Raw genomic sequence first — 19351 nt, 5'->3', positions numbered from 1 at the left:
TGGCGCCGCCCCGGGTCAGTCTTCGAACGGCAGGATCTCGACCCCGTCGCCGCAGTGCAGCAGCGTCCGGCCGCGGCCGCCGTCAAGATTGATCCACACCACGGTGTTGTCCGGCGTGACGGCGTCCACCACGCCGCCGGCTTCGAACCCGGGGGTCAGCAGGACCCGGACGCGGTCGCCCTGCCGCAGCTTCTTCCAGTGCGGCGCAGGCGTTGCCCTGCGCAGTGGTGCATCGGCGGTATCGCGCTTGGTATTCCGTGCCATCCCTACCCCTTCGGCCTGCCGGAGAGGAGTCTGCTCTCCGGGCTTCACGCTACGGAGCAAAGGTGAACGCGAGGTGAGCGCCAGCTGTGAATACGGCGGCGGCCGCGGAAATCAGGAACGCGGGGCGCCCAGGGAAGCGAGGCGCGCCTCCAGGACCTGGGCCACGCCGTCGTCGTCGAAGTGCGGCGCACGCTGGCCCGCCGCGCGGATGGCCTCCGGGTGGCCGCTGGCCATGGCGTAGCCGTGCCCGGCCCAGCGGAGCATCTCGATGTCGTTGGGCATGTCGCCGAAGGCCACCACGTCGGAGGCGTCAATGCCCAGCGCCCGAGCGTATTCGGCAAGGGTGACGGCCTTGTTCACGCCCGGCAGGGACAGTTCCAGCATGGCCACGCCCGGCGAGGAGTGCGTGGCGGCGGCGAGATGTTCGACGGCGGGACGCACCTCGGCGAGGAAGTCGTCCGGAGTGCCGTCCCGGACAATGGCGAGGAACTTCACCACGCTGTCATCGCCAACCAGGGTTTCCCGCAGCGGCGCCGGCGTGAACTGCGACAGCAGTTCGCTCGACTCGTTTTCGATGAACCCGGGCTCAAGGTGGAACCCGGTCAGCGTTTCCGCGGCAAACAGGGCAGCCGGGCGGAGGTCCTTAATGATCCGGCGGATTTCCAGCACCGCGGCGATGCCGAGCGTGCGGGCGGAGACCAGCTTATCCGCTTCGAGGTCCCAGACCACAGCCCCGTTGGAGCAGATGACCGTCCCGGTATGGCCCAGCTGGTCCTGGAGCGGATGCAGCCAGCGGGGCGGCCGGCCGGTGACGAAAACGAGTTCGACGCCGGCGTCCCGGCAGGCGTGGAAGGCGCGGACGGTGCGGTCGCTGATCTTTCCGTCGTGCCCGAGGATCGTTCCGTCAATATCGCTTGCCACCAACCGCATCCAACAAGTCTACGTGGCGGCGGCCAAGGGGATGATTCCCGCAGCCGGGAGGTCCGCTTGTCAGCCTGCAGCGCTACACTGAACTAATCGAACATATTTTCGAATAAGGGTGTGTTGTGGGCGTTATTATTGGTCCCCGCGTGATAGATGCGGGTGCCTCGTACCTGTCGGTCCTGATCTCCCCTGTCGCGGTTGCGGCCGGCTTCCCGTCGCCGGCGCAGGACTACTTCGATGGCCGGATCGACCTGAACGCGCACCTGATCAAGGACATCACCAGCACATTCGTGGTGCGCGTAACCGGCGATTCGATGGAGGGCGCCGGCATCAGCGACGGCGACGAACTGATCGTGAACCGGGCCCTTGAGCCCAAGGACGGCTCGGTGGTGGTCGCCGTGCTGGATGGAGAACTGACGGTCAAGCGGCTGCGCATCACGCCCACGGGGGTAGTGCTGCAGGCGGAGAACCCGAAGTACCCTGACATCCGGGTCCCCGCCTTGTCCGAGCTGACGGTGTGGGGCGTGGCCACCAGGTGCCTGCACCATGTGTGACCTGCAGACCGCGGAAGGAGGGCCATGCCCAAGCCGGTCCTGATGCGGCAGATGCCGCAGATCGCCCACGTGGATGTGAACTGCTTTTACGCCTCGGCCGAGCGCGCCTTCGATCCGTCGCTCGAGGGGCGGCCGCTGATCGTCCTGTCCAACAATGACGGCTGCGCGGTGACCCGTTCCCCCGAGGCGAAGGCGCTGGGCATCCGGACCGGGGACCCCTGGTTCAAACTCGCGCCCCGGGCAAAGGAGTGGGGCCTGGTGGCCAGGTCCAGCAACTACGAGTTGTACGGCGATATCAGCGCCCGGGTCATGGAGCTGCTCGGCAGGCATTCGGCGTGGCTGGAGGTCTACAGCATCGACGAGGCCTTCCTGGGCGTGAAGGGCCGGCCCGAAGAGCTGCTGGCGCTCGGCCGGACCATGAAGGCCGAGGTCCGGCGGAACGTGGGCGTCCCGGTCTGCGTGGGGATAGCGCCCACCAAGACGCTGGCCAAGCTGTGCAACAAGTGGGCGAAGAACAACGCCTCCTTCGGTGGGGTGTGCCACTGGGAGGCCGTACCCGCACCAGTTAAGGAGTCCCTGCTGGAACGGCTTCCCGTGGACGAGGTGTGGGGCATTGCGGGCCGGCTGACCAGGCGCCTGAATGCCCTCGGCATCTTCACGGTGCTGGACCTGGTCCGGGCCGACCCTGTGGTCATCCGCGACAAGTTCTCGGTGGTGGTGATGCGCACGGTCCTGGAGCTGCGGGGCATTCCCTGCATTCCCATGGAGGAGGAACGCCTGGGCCGGGACCAGCTCATCTTCTCCCGCTCCTTCTCCACGCCGGTGACCACTGTCGACGGCATGCGCCAGGTGCTCAGCATCTATGGCCAGCAGGCGAGCGCGAGGCTCGCAAAACACGGCCTGCAGGCCAAAGTCCTGACGGCGTTCGCCGCCACGTCCCCGTTCAGGCAGCACGAGCAGGCCTACCCTTCGGTGTGCCTGTCCCTTCCCATGCCCACGGCTGATCCGCTCCTGCTGACCAAGGCCACGCATGCCCTGCTGCCCCACATCCGCAACGGGCTCAAATACGCCAAGGCCGGCCTCATGCTCACCGACCTGCGCCCCACCGGCAACCAGTCTCCCCTGGAACCCTTCGAGAACCGGCATGAAGAGCGCGGCATCGGCCCGCTCCTGGAGGATGTGAGCCGCCGCTTCGGGCACGGCTCCATCGGACTTGGCCACGGTGGCATCAAAGGCGGCGTGGACTGGTCCATGAAGCGCGGCATGCAATCCCCCCGGTACACCACGCACTGGGACGAACTCCCGCTGGTGAAGGCGGCCTGAGGCTTTTCAGGCCGGGGGCTCCGGCAGGGCGGACGGTCCGTCGAGCGTGGCACCGGCGCTGGCCTGCGGCACCACCACGTGGACGGCGTTCCGCTGGATGGTGAAGTCGGCGGGCGTGACGGCCGCGATCTCGCCGTCGAGGTTCACGGGCATCGGCGGTTCGGTGACCAGCCGGACGCACCGGCTGGTCAGGTGGTACACCCGGTCGTGCTCCACGAAGCTCCCATCCCGGAGCAGCCGGGCGATCTTTACATGTTCCCGGAGCGGCGCCGCCAGGATGGCGTAGATGTCGAGGATGTGGTCGTCGATCCCGGCGGTGGGCGAAACCGTGTTGCCGCCGCCGTAGTGCCTGCCGTTGCCGACCGCCACCTGAAGCAGGCCCTCAAGCTGCAATGGCTCGTGGTCCCCGTCCGGGAACTCAAGCCGCGCGCGGAACGGCTTGTGCCGGGCATACGAACGCAGGGTGGCAATGCCGTACGCCAGCGGCCCCAGGCGCCGCTTCAGGCCGGGGCTGAGCGCCTCGGTCACCTGGACGGACAGGCCGGCGGAGGCGACGTTGAGGAAGGGCTGCCCGTTGGCGCGCCCCAGGTCGATGTCCACCACTTTCCCGCCCGCGATGGCGGCGCATGCCTTCGCCAGGTTGTCCGGGATTTCCAGGGTGCGGGCGAGGTCGTTGGCGGTGCCGAGCGGAAGGACGCCGAGCACCACCCCGGTGCCGGCGATCCGGCCGGCGGCATAGGAAACCGTCCCGTCGCCGCCACCCACAACCAGCAGGTCATGCCCGTCGGCAAGCACCCGGTCCAGCGTCCCGGCCAGCTCGGCCCCCGAATGCACGTGATGCACTGCGGAGACCGGCACACCTGCCTTGTGCAGCGCCTCCACCGCCAGTTCGCGCGCGGCCGCCCCGCGGCGTGATCCGGAGTTGATGACTACGGCAGCAGAGCGGGCCTCTCGGGCAACCTTCATGTGGGACATGTTAGGTCCATCTGTCCGGGAAATGCCTGTGGGCGTCCCCTCCATGGTGGAGGGGACGCCCATCAATACCTTCGCTATGGGTTGACCAGTGCTACGGGTTGGACAGGGGCGCTGAGACCAGCTGCGGTTCCGCCGGAGCATCCGGATCGCGGACCTCGGCGGCGGACTGGGCGGCGGCGGGCTGGGCGGCCGCGGGCCTGGCTGCGGCTGCATGCTCGGCCAGGACACCTGTCTGGTGCCGGATCTTCAGCCGGTACAGCAGGGTCCCGCCTATGGCGACGGCACCCACGAAGATCACGCCGCCCCACTGCAGGTACCACTCAAACGGCGGCACGGAGTTGTAGATCTCGGGCCGGGGCCAGATCAGGTTCAGCGTCATGGCACCGCCCCACAGGACCGCGAGGATGTTCACGGGGACACCCCACTTGCCAAGGCTGAACCCGGCCTTTCCGTGGCTTGCGTCGGACAGCGGCCATTTCTTCAGGAAGCGCCGCCGGAGCAGCGGGACCGTGACCAGCAGGTAGGAGAGGTAGATCAGGACGATGCTGATGCTGGACAAGATGGTGAAAATGGCGGGCTGGGAGACGTTGACGATCAGCGGCATGATGGCGATGAGTCCGATGACGATGGCCGCCACTGTGGGCGTCTTCCGCTCCGGGTGTACTTTGCTGAGCTGGCGGCTGAAGGGAAGGTTGTTGTCCCGGGCCATGGCGAACATCATGCGGATGGCGGCGGCGTGGACGGCGAGGGTGCAGACGAACACGGCGACGACGATGCACACCAGGAAGGCCTTGCCGAACGGGCCTCCCAGCACGGAGAGCACGATGTACTGCAGGCCGCCGTCGGCAGAGCCCAGCTTGGGGTCGTTCAGGTCCGGGGCGGCCAGGAGCCCGCCGAGGAGAATGAGGCCGCCGAGGATGAAGGACGCCGTGATTGCCCGCAGGATGGCCTTGGGGGCGGTCTTTTTGGGATCCTTCGTCTCCTCGCCGAGGGAACTGGCGGTGTCAAAGCCGTACATCACATACCCCGATGCCATGGCGCCGATGAGGAACACCCCGAAGAAGCCAAGGTCGTGGTCCATGCCGTACCCTTCGGTACTGAAAAGGGCTTCCGGTCCCCGCACCACATGCCAGCCCAGGGCCAGGATGAGGAGCACGGCGGCGACGAGTTCCACGAAGACGCCGATGCTATTGATTTTGGTCATCAGCTTCACACCGAAGGCGTTGATGAGCGTCGAGATTGAGATCATGATGCTGGCGAGCAGCACGCCGTTGAGGGCGAAATCGTAGGTGCCGGTGCCGTCTCCAATGATCTGGAAACCGGACCAGATCTGGGGCAGGGTCAGCTGCAGCGCCAGGGCCACGGCCCCGAGCGCCACGATCGAGGAAATGAGCAGCAGCCAGCCGGCCAGCCAGGCGAACGTCCCGGACGAGAGCTGCTTGGCCCAGTTGTAGACCGATCCGGCCACCGGATAGCGGCCGGCCAGCTCGGCGAAGCAGAGGGCCACCATGAGCTGGCCGGCGAAGACGATGGGCCAGGACCATGCGTAGGCCGGCCCGGCCATGGAGAAGCCAAAGTAGAACAGTTGAAAAACGCCGGTGAGGATGGAGATGTAGCTGACGCCGGCCGCGAAGCTGGCAAACTTGCCAATGCTGCGGTCCAGGGTCTGGGCATAGCCGAACTCGTCCATGCCACTTGAATCAGTACTCTTGCTGGGTTCCAACATCCGAACTCCTAGATGAGAAAAGCACGATGGTGATGGCCCGCGGCCGCCATTGGACGCGGGTGATATCGGTGGCCGGGCGCCACGCCTGCAGCGCCCGGCCGTTTCCCCCAAATGCTGTTGCTAGCCGGCGGCCCCCACCCCGGCGCCGGCAGATGGGCCAAACCAGCCGCTGGGTGCGGGGTGGATGTTCTGCCAGATATGTTTTGCCTCGCGGTATTCATTGAGTCCCGCGCTGCCGAGCTCCCGGCCGATGCCGGACTTCCCGAAGCCGCCCCACTCCGCCTGCGGGACGTACGGGTGATAGTCGTTGATCCATACTGTTCCGTGCCGGAGGCCGCCCGCAACACGCTGCGCCTTGGATGCGTCCGAGGTCCAGACCGCGCCGGCCAGGCCGTACTCCGTGTCATTGGCGATGGCCACGGCCTCGTCCTCGGTCCGGAACGTTTCGACGGTCAGCACCGGGCCGAATGACTCCTCCTGCAGCACGCTCATGCCGGAACGGCAGTTGCCGAGCACCGTGGGCGGGTAGAAGAAGCCGTCCGCGAGCGGTCCCTCGTCCGGGATGTAGCCGCCGCACAGCAGCTCGGCGCCCTCCGCGATGCCGGCCTGGACATAGGCGTGGACCTGGTCCCGGTGCTTGGCGGAGATGAGCGGGCCCGTCTCGGCGTCGGGGTCGAACGGCCCGCCCATGCGGATCTTTTGCGCCCGTTCCACCACCTCAGCCACGAACCGCTCCGCGATGGACTCTTCGACGACGAGCCGCGCCCCTGCCGAGCAGACCTGGCCGGAGTGCAGGAACACGGCGGTCAGGGCGTTGTCGACGGCGGCGTCCCAGTCCGCGTCCGCGAAGACGACGTTGGGGTTCTTTCCGCCGAGCTCGAAGGCGACGCGCTTCACCGTCTCCGCGGCGGCGGCCATGATGGTCTGGCCGGTGGCCAGGCTGCCGGTCAGGGAAACGAGGTCGACGCGCGGGTCGGAGCTGAGCGGGCCGCCCACCTTCGACCCGCTTCCGGTCACCAGGTTTGCGACGCCGGCGGGAACCCCGGCTTCGGCGAGGGTCTCCATGAGCAGGATGGCGGTGGACGGCGTGAGCTCGCTGGGCTTGAGCACGAACGAGTTTCCCGCGACGAGGGCCGGGGCCACCTTCCAGGCGGCCTGCAGGAGCGGGTAGTTCCACGGGGCGATCAGGGCACAGACGCCCAGCGGCTCGTACACCACGCGGCTGATGGCGTTCGGGCGGCCGGTGTCGATCACCCGGCCGGCGTCGAGTCCGGCAATCTTTCCGTAGTACCGGAAGCAGGCCGCGATATCGTCAATGTCGTATTCGGCTTCGACGAGGCGCTTGCCGGTGTCGAGCGCCTCGGCCCGGGCGTAGGCGGCCTTGTCCCGCTCCAGCAGGTCGGCCACGCGGAGCATGACCGCCCCGCGTTCAAGGTCGGTGAGCCGGCGCCAGGGGCCGCCGTCGAACGCGGCACGTGCACTGGCGATGGCCCGCTCCGCATCTTCCGGCGTCGACTTGGCGACAACTGCCACCTCGCTGCCGTCCGCGGGACAGCGCACGACTGTTGTGCCGCCGTCGGACGCCTGCTGCCAGGCGCCGTCAATGTACAGGCCCTTGATGGTGTCCTGCGCTTGGCCGGCCTGCTTTGCCTGCTCAACGGTGGCGGTCATGGTCGCTCCTTTTCCTGTGCATCAATCATGCCTAGGCCCTGCCTGCCGGGGCAGCGGCGGCGTTCCGCTCCAGCGGGCTGATGCCGTGCCGGTAGAACTCCGCGTGCTGCGGCGCCAGGGGTGCCTTGCCGGCGATCAGGTCCGCCGCCTTTTCGGCGAGCATCATGACTGGGGCGTAGATGTTGCCGTTGGTGACATAGGGCATGGCCGAAGCGTCGACCACGCGGAGGCCGCGGGTGCCGTGCACGGTCATGTCCAGGGGGTTCACCACGGCCATCGGATCGGAGTCCGGGCCCATCTTGGCGGTGCAGGACGGGTGCAGCGCCGTCTCGGCGTCGCGGGCAACCCAGTCCAGGATCTCGGCGTCGGTCTGCACCGCACGGCCGGGCGAGAGTTCACCGCCGTTGAAGGGGCTCATGGCGGACTGGCCCAGGATGTCGCGGGCCACGTGGATCGCCTCGACCCATTCACGGCGGTCCTGGTCGGTGGACAGGTAGTTGAACACCATGGACGGGTGCACGGTGGGGTCGGTGGACTTGATCTTGAGGGTGCCGCGGGCGTCCGAGTACATGGGCCCGATGTGCACCTGGTAGCCGTGCTTGGCGTCCGCCTTCTGGCCGTCGTAACGGACGGCCACCGGAAGGAAGTGGAACATCAGGTTCGGGTACGCCACGTCCTCGTTGGACCGCACGAAGCCGCCGCCCTCGAAGTGGTTGGTGGCGGCCGGGCCCTTGCGGCCGAACATCCACTGCATGCCGATCCACGGCATGCGCCAGACGTCCAGGGCCGGCTGCATGGACACCGGCTGGGTGCAGGCGTGCTGGATGTAGACCTCCAGGTGGTCCTGCAGGTTCTGGCCGACGCCGGGCAGGTTGACCACGGAGTTGATGCCCAGGGAGTTCAGGTGGGCGGCGTCGCCGACGCCGGAGAGCTGGAGCAGCTGCGGGGTGTTGATGGCGCCGCCGGCCAGGATCACCTCGCCCGCGTTCACCTGGTGGGTCTTGCCGTTGCGGCGGTAGGTGACGCCGGTGGCCACGTTGCCCGTGAAGTTGATCTTGGTGGCCAGTGCCCGGGTCAGGACCGTCAGGTTGTTCCGGCCGAAGTTGGGCCGCAGGTAGGCGCGCGACGCCGAGAGCCGCTGGCCTTTGTGCACGTTGCGGTCAAAGGCCGCGAAGCCTTCCTGGCGGTAGCCGTTGACGTCGTCCGTCAGCGGGTAGCCGGCTTCCTGCGCGGCTTTGAAGAACGCCTGGAAGAGCGGGTTCGTGGCTGGACCGCGTTCCAGGACCAGCGGACCGTCATGCCCGCGGAGTTCATCGTCCGGGTCGGCGGCGAGCGCGTTTTCCATCCGGTTGAAGTACGGCAGGCAGTGCGCGAAGTCCAGGTCTCCATGCCGGGGTCGGCACCCCAGCGTTCGTAGTCGAGGGGGTTGCCGCGCTGGAAGATCATGCCGTTGATCGAGCTTGAGCCGCCCAGGACCTTGCCGCGGGCATGTGCTACGCGGCGGCCGCCCATGTAGGGCTCGGGGTCCGACTCGTAGCGCCAGTCATATAGCGGGTTGCCGCTGGGGAAGGTGAGCGCGGCGGGCATCTGGATGAAGAGGTCCCAGGGGTAGTCGCTCCGCCCGGCCTCAAGGACCAGGACGCTGGCCCGGCCGCCGTCGCTCAGCCGGTTGGCGAGCACGGAACCCGCGCTTCCGCCGCCGACGATGACGTAGTCGTAACTGGTTTTTGTCATGCTGCTAAATCTCCTTCTGCCTGGGGCAGGCCTCCCGCATGTCGGGGTGGCCGTCCAGGGAATGGGTCAGTGGTCAGGCTGTGGCGGAGGAGCTTCGCCGGTGAAGCCCTCCAGGAAAGAAGGGCTCCCGTTGTGTGGTGCAGGTCATATCCAAGGACAATAATCCAGTTTGAACGAGTGTTCAATAGGTCTGCTGGACAAACGTTCAAAATTTACAAGGGCGTAACGCGGGCAGGCTTGGATACCGCGGATTTCCGCGTCTTTCGAGACACCTTTCGGGCAGGTTGTACCGCTCCTGGCTCAAATGTGACGCGGGCGCGGAAGGAGATTCGGGCGCGCCCAAGGGCGGCGGAAACTGGTCAGCCCGCCCTATTCCTGCAACCGGAGACTAGGCTGCGAAGGCGATTTCTTCAGTCCGGGCGATGCTCCGCTGGATCGAGCTTCGTCCACGCCCAGGAGGGCTGTCAGCCACATGCCGTTCTGCACGACGACGATGTCCGCCGCCCGCTCCAGGCATACGTCGGCGGACAGCTCGGGCCGGGCATTCGCCAGCAGGGCAGCGAGCCCCTTGAGATAGCGGTCAAAGGCTGCCGCGTTGATGTGCGCGAAGTCCTCATGGGCTTGGGCGAGTGCCCACAGGTGAAGGCGCAGGGACAGGTGCTGGGTGGTGAGGAACTGCGGGTCGGCGACCCGCCGGAGGGCTTTCCGGAGCTGTTCGTCCGGCGGTGACGCGGGGTCGGGTGCCACCAGCCTCAGGTCGCGTTCGTCGATCCGGTGCAGCGCAGCGCGGATCAGGCTCGTCTTGTCCTCGAAGTAGTAGTTCACGAGCCCCAGCGCCACCCCGGCTTCACGGGCCACGGCACGCATGCTCACACCCGAGATGCCGTGGCGCGACAGGAGGTCCAGCGCCGCCTCGAGGATGCGGGCCTGCCGGTCGACCTGTTCGCCGGAGTTCACGGTGCTTGTGTCCACCCGGCCAGAATATGGGGAAACACCAGGCGGTGCATCCCGGGCGCCGGGCGGGGGCTCTCCTAGTGGGCCTGGCCGGCACCGATTTCGACGACCAGCACTCCGGCGGAAATGAGCAGGATCCCGACGGCCATGGTTGGCGTCAGCGGTTCCTTGAACAGGACGCGGCTGGCCACCGCTGTCAGCGCCACGCCGCAGGCCACCCAGATGCCGTATCCAACGCCAAGGGGCATTCCATGGTCAAGCGCCAGGCTCAGGAACCCAAAAGCGGCCACATAGCCGGACACGATGGGAACCAGCCACGCCTTCTTTTTCAGGCCCTCCGAGGCGCGCAGGGACATGGTTGCCGCAACTTCCGTAAGAATTGCCAGGCCGAGGAAGAACCAGGTCATGCCTGTTCCTCCGTACGGCTTTCACGGTGGGCTTTCTGCGATCCGGCTTCCACGGTGATGACTCCCGCCAGGATCAGCGCGATGCCACAGCCCATCAGCCAGGTCAGGGGCTCGTCGAAGATCGCGGCCGACAACAGTGCAGTGGCGGTGACACCACCGGCGCCCCAGGCGCCGTAGGCAACGCTGATGCTCATTCCCAGGCGCAGGCAGACGGTCAGCAGGAAGAAGGCGGCGGCATAGCCGGCGACCACCAGGACGTACCAGCCCGGCGTTTCCAGGGCTGCCTTCAGGGCCAGGGTGGCACTGACTTCCGCGACGACGGCTCCGCGAGGTAGAGCCACCGCTTCACTCCGCTCCCCCTTCGCCGATCAGGCCGAGGATGTGGGCCACGATTGCCGCCGCGTCAGCCTTGCCGGGGGCACCCACGCCGCTGGCCTGGGCCGCCCACAGTCCGTCCGCCGCCAGCCGGGCAGTCAGAAGCCTCGCCCGACGTGCAGGTGGCATCCCCTCCGGGATCAGGAGCCAGCGGTCGAGGTGCCGGGACCAGGCTTCCTGCAGCTCGGCCCGGCATGAGGAGTGGAACCACAAGGCCCACTCCGCACGCATGTTCTGCCCGTCAGCCGCTGCCTGGACATAGGACCGGTACCGTTCCTCCACCGTTCCGTCGCTGCCGCCCAGAAGCGCCGCCATCCTGCGCTCCAGCTGGCAGGCGGCGTACTCAACCAGGGCGACCATCAAGGCATCCCGGCTTGGAAAGTGGTACATCAGCCCGGGCTTGGTGACCCCCGCCTCCGAAGCCACTGCATCCAGGGTGATGGCGGCACCTTGGTTGCGCGCCGCCACGCGCAGGCCCGCTTCAAGGATTTGGGGCCGCTGACTCTCTCTCACCCTCAAACTTTACCATCCGGACGGTAAAGTTTGAGCGCCATTCCCGCCTTCTGCAGACCGTCCCAAAAAGACGAAGCACGACGTTTCTTGACGCTCCGCTACGCCGCATTGAGCGTCCGCGTCGTCCCGTGAACGCCTGCTACAGGAACGATTGTGGGGCCGCTGGGCGCTCCGTACTCTCAACGCATCAGACCCAGCAAAGGAATTCCATGTCAGAACCAACAGAGAAGAACCCGCAGAATGCGGGAAACTCCACCCGCATCGTCGCCGGCCAGGCAGAACCCAAGCGCCCCCTCGGCCTCAAGATCGGTATCGCGGCAGCAGTCCTCGCCCTCGTTGGTGGTGGCGCCGCCGTCGCCTCCGCCGTCAACAGCACCAACTCCGCGACTGCTCCGGCCGCCGAAGCCGCTCCAGCCGGAAACCCCGCGGCCGAACTCAAGCTCGGCTACTTCGGCAACGTCACCCACGCTCCGGCACTGGTGGGCGTGAGCCAGGGCCACATCGCGCGGGAGCTCGGGGACACCGAACTCAGCACCCAGGTGTTCAACGCAGGGCCCGCCGCCATCGAGGCGCTGAACGCCGGCGCCATCGACGCCACCTACATCGGCCCCAACCCGGCCATCAACTCCTTCGTCAAGAGCCAGGGCGAGTCGGTCCACATTATCGCCGGCGCTGCTGCCGGCGGCGCCCAGCTTGTGGTCAAGCCGGAGATCAGCTCCGCGGCGGACCTCAGGGGCAAGACGCTCGCCTCGCCGCAGCTCGGCGGCACGCAGGACGTGGCCCTCCGGGCCTGGCTCTCCGCCCAGGGATACAAGACCAACGTGGACGGCAGCGGCGACGTGGCCATCAACCCGACCGAAAACGCGCAGACGCTCAAGCTGTTCCAGGACGGAAGACTCGACGGCGCATGGCTGCCCGAGCCGTGGGCGTCACGCCTCGTACTGACCGCCGGAGCGAAGGTGCTCGTCGACGAAAAGGACCTCTGGGACGGCTCCCTCTCCGGCAAGCCCGGCGAGTTCCCCACCACCATCCTCATCGTGAACCAGAAGTTTGCGGCCGAGCACCCGGACACCGTGAAGGCCCTCCTCAAGGGCCACGCGAAGTCGGTGGATTGGCTGAACGGCGCGTCCGACGGCGAAAAGGCCAGGGTCATCAACGCCGCCCTCAAGGAGGCCGCCGGCGCGGAGCTGAAGGCGGACGTGATCGACCGCTCGCTGAAGAACATCGTGTTCACCGTGGACCCGCTGGCCGGAACCTACCAGAAGCTCCTGGCCGACGGCGTCACTGCAGGGACCACCAAGCAGGCTGACATCAGCGGCATCTTCGACCTCGCCGCGCTCAACGAGGTGACGGACGGGAAGACTTCCGCGGCAGGCCTCGGCAAGGAGTGACACCCTCCCACTTCCTGCACTGATTTTGGTGACGCTCTTTCACTTTCCAACGGACGGTGAGAGAGCGTCACTGCTTTATGCGCACCAGGTGGGAGAGGGTTGGGCGGCAGGGACTTCTGGTATCAGCGCCATGGATACTTGCTATCAAAAACCTCGCCTTCCCCGAATACATGAGCTGCCTCACAGTAGTTACAGGACCTGCAGGAACCTGCACGGCAGCCAGTATCCAGAAGGAATAGGAATTCAGCGTGGAAACTCCCCTCTCCCATCTCGCCCACCTCGAGATCACCACACCCGACGTAGAGGCCTCAGCCAAGTTCTACGAGGAAAAGTTCGGCATGCGCATCATTGACCGGGTGGACGGCAAGGTCTACCTGCGCTGCTGGGGCGACTACTACCGCTACAGCCTGGTGGTCACGCACGGCGAGGAAGCCAGCCTGGGCCGGATGGCATGGCGCACCAGCTCGCAGGCCGCCCTCGAGGCAGCAGCACAGCGGATCGAAGCCAGCGGCGTGCAGGGCACCTGGACTGCCGGCGGCCACGGCTACGGCAAGGCCTACGAGTTCACCGGTCCCTACGGCCACCACATGCGCCTGTTCTTCGACGTTGAAAAGTTCGTTGCCGAGCCCGGGTTCAAGTCCACCTACCCGGACCGCCCGGAGAAGCGCAGCAGCCACGCAGCCGCCCCCCGCTTCCTGGACCACGTCACCGTGGCCACCCAGGACGTGCGCGGTTTCGCCAAGTGGTACAGCGAGGCCCTCGGCTTCCGCGTCATGGCCTTCGTCGAGCTGGACGAAGCACCCATCACCGTGTTCTCCGTCCTCACCACCAACGAGAAGTCCCACGACCTCGGCGTCGTCCTGGACACCTCGAGCCGTGCCGGCCGCGTGAACCACATCGCCTTCTGGGTGGATACCCACGAGGACCTGCTCCGCACCGCGGACGTCATGATGGAGAACGGCACCCCGATGGAATACGGCCCCTCCATCCACGGTGTGGGCGAGCAGAACTTCCTGTACTTCCGCGAGCCGTCCGGCCTGCGCGTGGAACTGAACTCCGGCGGCTACCGCAACTACGTCCCGGACTGGGCGCCCAACACCTGGAAGCCCTCGCTCGGTTCCAACAACTTCTACAAGAACGGCGCCATGCCGCACTCCATGACCGAATCCTTCCCGCCGGCCGAGGCTTCACCGCCACCGAGGAAGGTGCCTCCCCGGAAATGAAGGAAGCGCTGCTGAACCCGTACGCCAAGCAGGGCCGGGGCTAAGGGCACCATGACCGACACCACCTACGCCCTGGTCCGGTTCCAGGAGCCGGGCGACAGCAAGGCCCGGGCCGGGCTGCTGGTCAAGGACCGCGTCCTGCCGCTGGACGGGGACATCAACTCCCTGATCCAGCACTGGGACACCACCGAGGGCCGGCTGGACGCCCTGGCCGCCTCCGCCGGTGAGGACACCGGCCTGCCGCTTGCCGCCGTCGACATCCTGGCCCCGGTGGAACCGGCCCAGGTCCTGCAGACCGGCGCCAACTACCGCAAGCACGTCATCGACCTCGCCGCCGCACACCGCGAACCCGGCGAGGACGAGGAGGAAGTCCGCGCCAAAACTGCCGCCATGATGGACAAGCGCGCCGGCCAGGGCACGCCGTACTTCTTCATCGGGCTGCCGACGGCGATCGCTTCCGCCACGGACGACCTCACCCTGCCCTCCTACTCCAAGACCCACGACTGGGAACTGGAGCTCGCAGCGGTCATCGGCAAGGAAGCCTTCCGGGTCACCCCCGAACAGGCCCTGGAGCACGTCTTTGGCTACACCATGGTCAACGACATCACCACCCGCGAATACGTCTTCCGCAAGGACATGCCCGCCATCGGCTCCGACTGGTACCGCGCCAAGAACGCCCCCGGTTTCCTGCCCACCGGCCCGCTGCTGGTCCCTGCCAAGTTCTTCGGCGACCCGCAGAACGTTCAGGTCACGCTCAAACTCAACGGCAAGGCCATGCAGGACGAATCCACCCAGGACATGATCTTCGGCGTGGCCAAGCTGGTCAGCGAAGCCTCCCAGATCATGCCGCTGCGCCCCGGCGACCTGGTGCTCACCGGCAGTCCCGCCGGCAACGGCCAGCACTGGGGCCGGCTCCTGAAGGACGGCGACGTCATGGAAGGCACCATCACCGGCCTGGGCACCCAGCTCATCCACTGCAGGGACGAAGCCGCAACTGAAGGCAGCAAGCAGTGACCAGCCAGGACACAGCTGTAAACACCGGCACCGGGGAATCCAACGATTCCCCGGTGATCCGGCGTGACGACGCACTGGCCAGCATCACCGCTGCCGCCTACAAGTACAACAACTGGGGCCGCTGGGGCGAGGACGACGTGCTGGGCACACTGAACTTCATCGACGCCGGCAAACGCATCGAGGCCGCCGGACTGGTCAAAACCGGCGAGGCGTTCTCGCTGTCCCAGCCGTTCGACACCAACGGCCCGCAAAAAGGCTGGCGGCGCCGGACCAACCCCGTGCACACCATGACGGACACGGGTGTGGACGCCGAACGCGGCAACCAGGGCTTCCCGCACGGGTTCGGCGGCGCGGACGACGTCATCGCGATGCCCCTGCAGTGCTCCACCCAGTGGGACGGCCTGGGCCACATCTTCGACCGCGGCAAGGCCTGGAACGGCCGCGCCGCGGGCGACGTGGTCACCTCTGAAGGCGACCTGGTCACCGGCATCGAAACCGCCGCCGCCAAGATCGTCACCCGCGGCGTCCTGCTCGACGTCGGACGCGCCCTGGGCCCGGACCTCGGCCGGACTGACGGCGAACTTCCGGACGGCTTCGCCATTACCGTTGAACACCTGGAGCGCACCATCGCACTGCAGGGACCCAGCTCGCAGGTCCGGCGCGGGGACATCGTGGTGATCCGCACCGGACAGTACACCAGGGCGCGCCGCGACGGCTGGGGCGACTACGCCGGCGGGTCCGCCCCCGGCCTGTCCTTCAGCACCGCCCCATGGCTGCACTCCTCGGAGATCGCGGGCATCGCCACCGATACCTGGGGCTTCGAGGTCCGGCCCAACGAATTCGACGCCGCCTTCCAGCCCCTGCACCAGATCGCCATTCCCAACCTGGGGCTGTTCCTTGGCGAGATGTGGGACCCGGACGCGCTGGCGGAAGCCTGCGCCGCAGACCGCAGGTACGACTTCCTGCTCACCGCAGCCCCGCTGCCCATCACCGGCGCCGTAGGCTCCCCCGTGAACCCCATCGCGCTGCGGTAGCCTCCGGCCACCGTCAGCACAATAATCAGCAGTAACGCCGTCCATACAAAGGAGTCAACGATGGCAGCAGTACAGAACGTCGGAATCGTCGGAGCGGGAGCCGCGGGACTGACCGCCGCCATCTTCCTGGCCGACGCCGGCATCACGGTGGAAGTCCTCGAAAAAGCCACCGAACCGCAGACCCTCGGGTCCGGCATCACCCTGCAGGGCAATGCCCTGCGGATCCTCAAGCAGCTCGGCGTCTGGGACAAGGTGGAGGAAAAGGGCTTCGGCTTCAGCACGCTGGGCCTGCGCGCCCCGGACCCCGACGGCACCGTCCTGGCGGTGCTGGAGGACATCCGCACCGGCGGCGAGGACCTTCCGGCCACCATGGGCATGTACCGCCCCGAGCTCACCGCGATCCTCCGCGAACGCGCCCTCCAGGCGGGGGCAACCATCACCTACGGCAAGTCGGTCACCGGGATCAAGGACGACGGCGGCAGCGTCACCGTGAGCACCGGCGACGGCGGCTCTGCCACATACGACCTCCTGATCGGCGCCGACGGACTGCACTCCGCCGTCCGCAAGGCCATCGGCATCGACGTCGAACCCGTCACCACCGGCATGGGCATCTGGCGGGCGTTCGTGCCCCGGCCCGAGGAAGTGGTCCGCACGGACCTCACCTACGGCGGCCCCTGCTTCATTGCCGGGTACTGCCCCACGGGCCCGGACACCATCTACGCCTACCTGGTGGAGAAGGCCCAGGAACGCAAGCACGAGGACGGCCCCCGCATCATGGCCGAGCTCGCCGCAGCCTACGGCGGCCCGTGGAAGGAAATCCGCGAAAACCTGGACCAGACAGCACGGATCAACTACACCAAGTTCACCACCCACATCGTGGAGGGGCCCTGGAACCGCGGCCGGACGGTCATCATCGGCGACGCCGCACACAGCTGCCCGCCCACCGTTGCCCAGGGCGCTGCCATGGCCCTCGAGGACGCCGCCGTGCTGGCCGAGCTGCTCACCAGCCATGACGAACTGACCGAGACATTGTGGAAGGAATTCACCGACCGCCGCCTGGACCGCGCCCGGACGGTAGTCAACGCCTCCGTGCAGCTGGGCCAATGGATGCTCGATGGCGTACGCGACGCCGACGTTCCCGGGCTGATGCACTCGCTGTCCTCGATGCTGAAGAACCCGGCATGAGCGCCCGCCCCGCCGAAACCCATCCCACGGTCGACGTCCACGCGCACGTCCTGCTCCCGGCCCTGCAGCAGCTGGTCGCCGAGCAGGACCCGGCCGGGTTCGCCACGCACCAGGAGCTGGAGGTGCGGCGCAACGGCCCTGCGTCCATGGCCGCCTCCGGGAAGATGATCAAGGAACGCTGGCCACAGCTGACAGACCTGGACCGCCGGCTGCAGGACATGGACGCCCAAGGGGTGGACGTGCAGCTGGTCTCGCCGTCGCCGTCGCACTTCTACTACTTTGCCGGCAGGGATTTGTCGCTGGAGCTGGCACGCCGCGCCAACCAGGCAGTCCGGGAGTATGTGGACCGGGCTCCGGACCGGCTCCATGGCCTGGGCCTGGTGCCCCTGCAGCATCCGGAACTGATGATTCAAGCGCTGGACCATGCGGTGCTGGAATGCGGGCTGCTGGGCGTGGAAATCGGCTCGTTCGCCGCCACTCCGGACGATCCGGACCGTAGCACGGTCGAGCTCTCGGACCAGCGGCTCGAGCCGTTCTGGGCCCGGGCCGAAGAGTTGGGCGCGCTGGTGTTCCTGCACCCCTTCGGCTGCTCGCTGGATGAACGGCTGGACCGGTTCTACCTGGCCAACACGGTGTCCCAACCCGCCGAAAACGCGGTGGCGCTGTCCCACCTGATCTTCAGCGGCGTCCTGGACCGGCACCCCGGCCTGAAAGTCCTGGCAGCCCATGGCGGCGGCTACCTGCCCACCAAGCTGGGCCGCTCGGACCACGCCTGGAAGGTGCGGCCCGAGGCACGCGGGTGCGCCGAGCCGCCGTCGTCCTATCTGAAGCGGCTGTATTTCGACTCCCTGGTGCACAGCCCGGAAGAGCTCCGCGCCCTGGTGGCTGCCGCCGGTCCCGAACAAGTACTGCTGGGCTCCGACTACCCCTTCGACATGGGCTCCGACAGCCCCGTCACGGAGGTGCGCGAAGCCGGACTGGCGTCCGACGACGAGGCACAGGTCCTGGGCGGCAACGCCCGCACGCTGGGCATCGCCGCGGCCGCCGCCCTCACCGCCCGACCCACCGCCTAAGGAAGACGACGCATGGTCAAGATCGCACGCTGGAATGACGACGGCGGGACGCAGTCCGGGTTCGTGGAGGGCGGCAACTGCTACGCCCTGCCGCCGGAGCACACGGTCAACACGCTCCTCGAGGCCGGGCTGGCCGAGGCCCTGAGGCTGGCGGATGAGACCGTGGGCTCTGCGCCGCCGGTGCCGCTGGCCGGGGTGACCCTCCTGGCACCCTTGGTTCCCGCCACCATCAGGGACTTCGTTGCCTTCGAAGAGCACGTGGAGGGCGTCCGGAAAAGCATCGACGGCGCCGCCGGCGTGGTCCCGGAATGGTACGAGGCCCCCACGTTCTACTTCACCAACCCGCACACCGTCACCGGCACCGGTGAGGTGATCGGCATCCCGGCAGGCTGCACGGACCTGGACTTCGAAACCGAAGTCGCCGCCGTCGTCGGCCGCGTGCCGGGCAGCGACGGGCGCAACCTGTCCGCAGCGGACGCGCACCGGCACATCTTCGGCTACACCATCCTCAACGACTGGTCCGCCCGGGACCTGCAGCGCCGCGAGATGAAGGTCAGCCTGGGACCGTGCAAGGGCAAGGACTTCGCCAACGCGCTCGGGCCCTGGATTGTCACCGCCGACGAGTTCGAGGACCGGCACGACGCCGAAGGCTTCCTGCCCATCTCCATGTCCGTGCAGGTCAACGGAGAGCAGATCGGCCAGGACCTGCTCTCCAACATGGGCTGGCCGTTCGCCGAACTGGTCGCCTACGCCTCCCAGGACTCCGTGGTGAAGCCCGGCGACGTGCTCGGGTCCGGCACCTGCGGCAGCGGCTGCCTGGCAGAACTCTGGGGCCGGAACGGGTCCCAGACTCCCCCGCCGCTCACCACCGGGGACGTGGTGCGGATGACCGTTGAAGGCATCGGCACCATCGAAAACACGGTGGGCAGCCGGCGCGAGGCCGTGACCCGGGTGGCAGCCCGGCCCCGGCCGCGCAACCGGACCGTCCAGCCGGCTTCGGCCGGGTCCTAG

At 67.4% G+C, this 19351-nt stretch carries 16 protein-coding genes and 3 pseudogenes; 9 read left to right on the top strand and 10 right to left on the bottom strand.

Annotated features, from left to right (window positions below; genetic code table 11):
* Positions 1-15: 15 nt before the first annotated feature.
* Positions 16-264: a hypothetical protein gene (locus tag G205_RS08275; RefSeq protein ID WP_009357596.1), complete on the bottom strand. Its 249-nt coding sequence runs from the start codon at positions 262-264 to the stop codon at positions 16-18.
* A gap of 111 nt (positions 265-375) precedes the next feature.
* Positions 376-1194, bottom strand: a complete 819-nt coding sequence (locus G205_RS08270) for a Cof-type HAD-IIB family hydrolase (RefSeq protein ID WP_035752476.1) — start codon at positions 1192-1194, stop codon at positions 376-378.
* A 116-nt stretch (positions 1195-1310) separates the two neighbouring features.
* Here G205_RS08270 and G205_RS08265 point away from each other — a divergent pair, with 116 nt between their 5' ends.
* Positions 1311-1742, top strand: a complete 432-nt coding sequence (locus G205_RS08265; RefSeq protein WP_009357594.1) for a LexA family protein — start codon at positions 1311-1313, stop codon at positions 1740-1742.
* 24 nt (positions 1743-1766) lie between these two features.
* Positions 1767-3065: a Y-family DNA polymerase gene (locus tag G205_RS08260; RefSeq protein ID WP_009357593.1), complete on the top strand. Its 1299-nt coding sequence runs from the start codon at positions 1767-1769 to the stop codon at positions 3063-3065.
* Positions 3066-3071: 6 nt separating this feature from the next.
* Here the strand turns inward: G205_RS08260 and G205_RS08255 are convergent, their stop codons facing one another.
* The 8 genes and pseudogenes from G205_RS08255 to G205_RS08220 all read right to left on the bottom strand — a co-directional run bounded on the left by G205_RS08255 (position 3072) and on the right by G205_RS08220 (position 11420).
* Complete coding sequence (locus G205_RS08255) at positions 3072-4031, bottom strand: lipid kinase (RefSeq protein WP_035752473.1); 960 nt, start codon at positions 4029-4031, stop codon at positions 3072-3074.
* 100 nt (positions 4032-4131) lie between these two features.
* The gene (locus G205_RS08250; RefSeq protein ID WP_035752470.1) at positions 4132-5766 is read right to left on the bottom strand and encodes an APC family permease; all 1635 of its coding nucleotides are present in this window, start codon (positions 5764-5766) and stop codon (positions 4132-4134) included.
* A 120-nt stretch (positions 5767-5886) separates the two neighbouring features.
* A complete protein-coding gene (locus tag G205_RS08245) occupies positions 5887-7437 on the bottom strand; it encodes an aldehyde dehydrogenase family protein (RefSeq protein ID WP_009357590.1) in 1551 nt (516 codons plus the stop codon).
* Positions 7438-7468: 31 nt separating this feature from the next.
* Positions 7469-9171: pseudogene (gene betA, locus G205_RS08240) on the bottom strand (choline dehydrogenase).
* Between the two features lie 388 nt (positions 9172-9559).
* A pseudogene (locus G205_RS08235) lies at positions 9560-10143 on the bottom strand (TetR/AcrR family transcriptional regulator).
* A gap of 59 nt (positions 10144-10202) precedes the next feature.
* Positions 10203-10532 (bottom strand): DMT family transporter, encoded by a 330-nt coding sequence (locus tag G205_RS08230; RefSeq protein WP_009357588.1) that lies wholly within the window; start codon positions 10530-10532, stop codon positions 10203-10205.
* Entirely contained in the window at positions 10529-10873 is a 345-nt protein-coding gene (locus G205_RS08225) for a DMT family transporter (protein WP_009357587.1), read from the bottom strand. The genes G205_RS08230 and G205_RS08225 overlap by 4 nt, the downstream gene beginning before the upstream one ends.
* Positions 10874-10877: 4 nt before the next feature.
* Positions 10878-11420 carry a TetR/AcrR family transcriptional regulator gene (locus G205_RS08220; protein ID WP_035752467.1) on the bottom strand — a complete coding sequence of 181 codons (543 nt, stop codon included), beginning with the start codon at positions 11418-11420 and terminating at the stop codon, positions 10878-10880.
* 209 nt (positions 11421-11629) lie between these two features.
* On the opposite strand from G205_RS08220, the gene G205_RS08215 reads away from it, so the two are divergent.
* The 7 genes and pseudogenes from G205_RS08215 (at position 11630) to G205_RS08185 (ending at position 19351) form a co-directional block, all read left to right on the top strand.
* Entirely contained in the window at positions 11630-12811 is a 1182-nt protein-coding gene (locus tag G205_RS08215; protein ID WP_009357585.1) for an ABC transporter substrate-binding protein, read from the top strand.
* A gap of 248 nt (positions 12812-13059) precedes the next feature.
* Positions 13060-14078 (top strand): annotated as a pseudogene (locus G205_RS08210) (VOC family protein).
* Positions 14079-14085: 7 nt separating this feature from the next.
* Entirely contained in the window at positions 14086-15048 is a 963-nt protein-coding gene (locus tag G205_RS08205) for a fumarylacetoacetate hydrolase family protein (protein WP_009357583.1), read from the top strand.
* Positions 15045-16082, top strand: a complete 1038-nt coding sequence (locus G205_RS08200) for a cyclase family protein (RefSeq protein WP_009357582.1) — start codon at positions 15045-15047, stop codon at positions 16080-16082. Before G205_RS08205 ends, G205_RS08200 begins: the two co-directional genes overlap by 4 nt.
* A gap of 60 nt (positions 16083-16142) precedes the next feature.
* Positions 16143-17267 (top strand): FAD-dependent oxidoreductase, encoded by a 1125-nt coding sequence (locus G205_RS08195; RefSeq protein ID WP_009357581.1) that lies wholly within the window; start codon positions 16143-16145, stop codon positions 17265-17267.
* Positions 17264-18340 (top strand): amidohydrolase family protein, encoded by a 1077-nt coding sequence (locus G205_RS08190; protein WP_009357580.1) that lies wholly within the window; start codon positions 17264-17266, stop codon positions 18338-18340. Before G205_RS08195 ends, G205_RS08190 begins: the two co-directional genes overlap by 4 nt.
* A 12-nt stretch (positions 18341-18352) precedes the next feature.
* Positions 18353-19351, top strand: a complete 999-nt coding sequence (locus G205_RS08185) for a fumarylacetoacetate hydrolase family protein (RefSeq protein ID WP_009357579.1) — start codon at positions 18353-18355, stop codon at positions 19349-19351.

This window comes from Arthrobacter nitrophenolicus (assembly GCF_000332815.1).
In the GTDB taxonomy this organism is placed as follows: Bacteria; Actinomycetota; Actinomycetes; order Actinomycetales; family Micrococcaceae; genus Arthrobacter; species Arthrobacter nitrophenolicus.
The sequence above is the reverse complement of the archived record's forward strand: the minus strand, read 5'-3'. Positions and strand labels throughout refer to the sequence as shown.

Excerpts from the sequence above, each read along its gene's own strand:
- G205_RS08275 (WP_009357596.1), bottom strand. The coding sequence starts at position 264 with ATGGCACGGAATACCAAGCGCGATACCGCCGATGCACCACTGCGCAGG.
- G205_RS08270 (WP_035752476.1), bottom strand. The coding sequence starts at position 1,194 with ATGCGGTTGGTGGCAAGCGATATTGACGGAACGATCCTCGGGCACGAC.
- G205_RS08260 (WP_009357593.1), top strand. The coding sequence starts at position 1,767 with ATGCCCAAGCCGGTCCTGATGCGGCAGATGCCGCAGATCGCCCACGTG.
- G205_RS08255 (WP_035752473.1), bottom strand. The coding sequence starts at position 4,031 with ATGAAGGTTGCCCGAGAGGCCCGCTCTGCTGCCGTAGTCATCAACTCC.
- G205_RS08250 (WP_035752470.1), bottom strand. The coding sequence starts at position 5,766 with ATGTTGGAACCCAGCAAGAGTACTGATTCAAGTGGCATGGACGAGTTC.
- G205_RS08245 (WP_009357590.1), bottom strand. The coding sequence starts at position 7,437 with ATGACCGCCACCGTTGAGCAGGCAAAGCAGGCCGGCCAAGCGCAGGAC.
- G205_RS08230 (WP_009357588.1), bottom strand. The coding sequence starts at position 10,532 with ATGACCTGGTTCTTCCTCGGCCTGGCAATTCTTACGGAAGTTGCGGCA.
- G205_RS08215 (WP_009357585.1), top strand. The coding sequence starts at position 11,630 with ATGTCAGAACCAACAGAGAAGAACCCGCAGAATGCGGGAAACTCCACC.
- G205_RS08205 (WP_009357583.1), top strand. The coding sequence starts at position 14,086 with ATGACCGACACCACCTACGCCCTGGTCCGGTTCCAGGAGCCGGGCGAC.
- G205_RS08195 (WP_009357581.1), top strand. The coding sequence starts at position 16,143 with ATGGCAGCAGTACAGAACGTCGGAATCGTCGGAGCGGGAGCCGCGGGA.
- G205_RS08190 (WP_009357580.1), top strand. The coding sequence starts at position 17,264 with ATGAGCGCCCGCCCCGCCGAAACCCATCCCACGGTCGACGTCCACGCG.
- G205_RS08185 (WP_009357579.1), top strand. The coding sequence starts at position 18,353 with ATGGTCAAGATCGCACGCTGGAATGACGACGGCGGGACGCAGTCCGGG.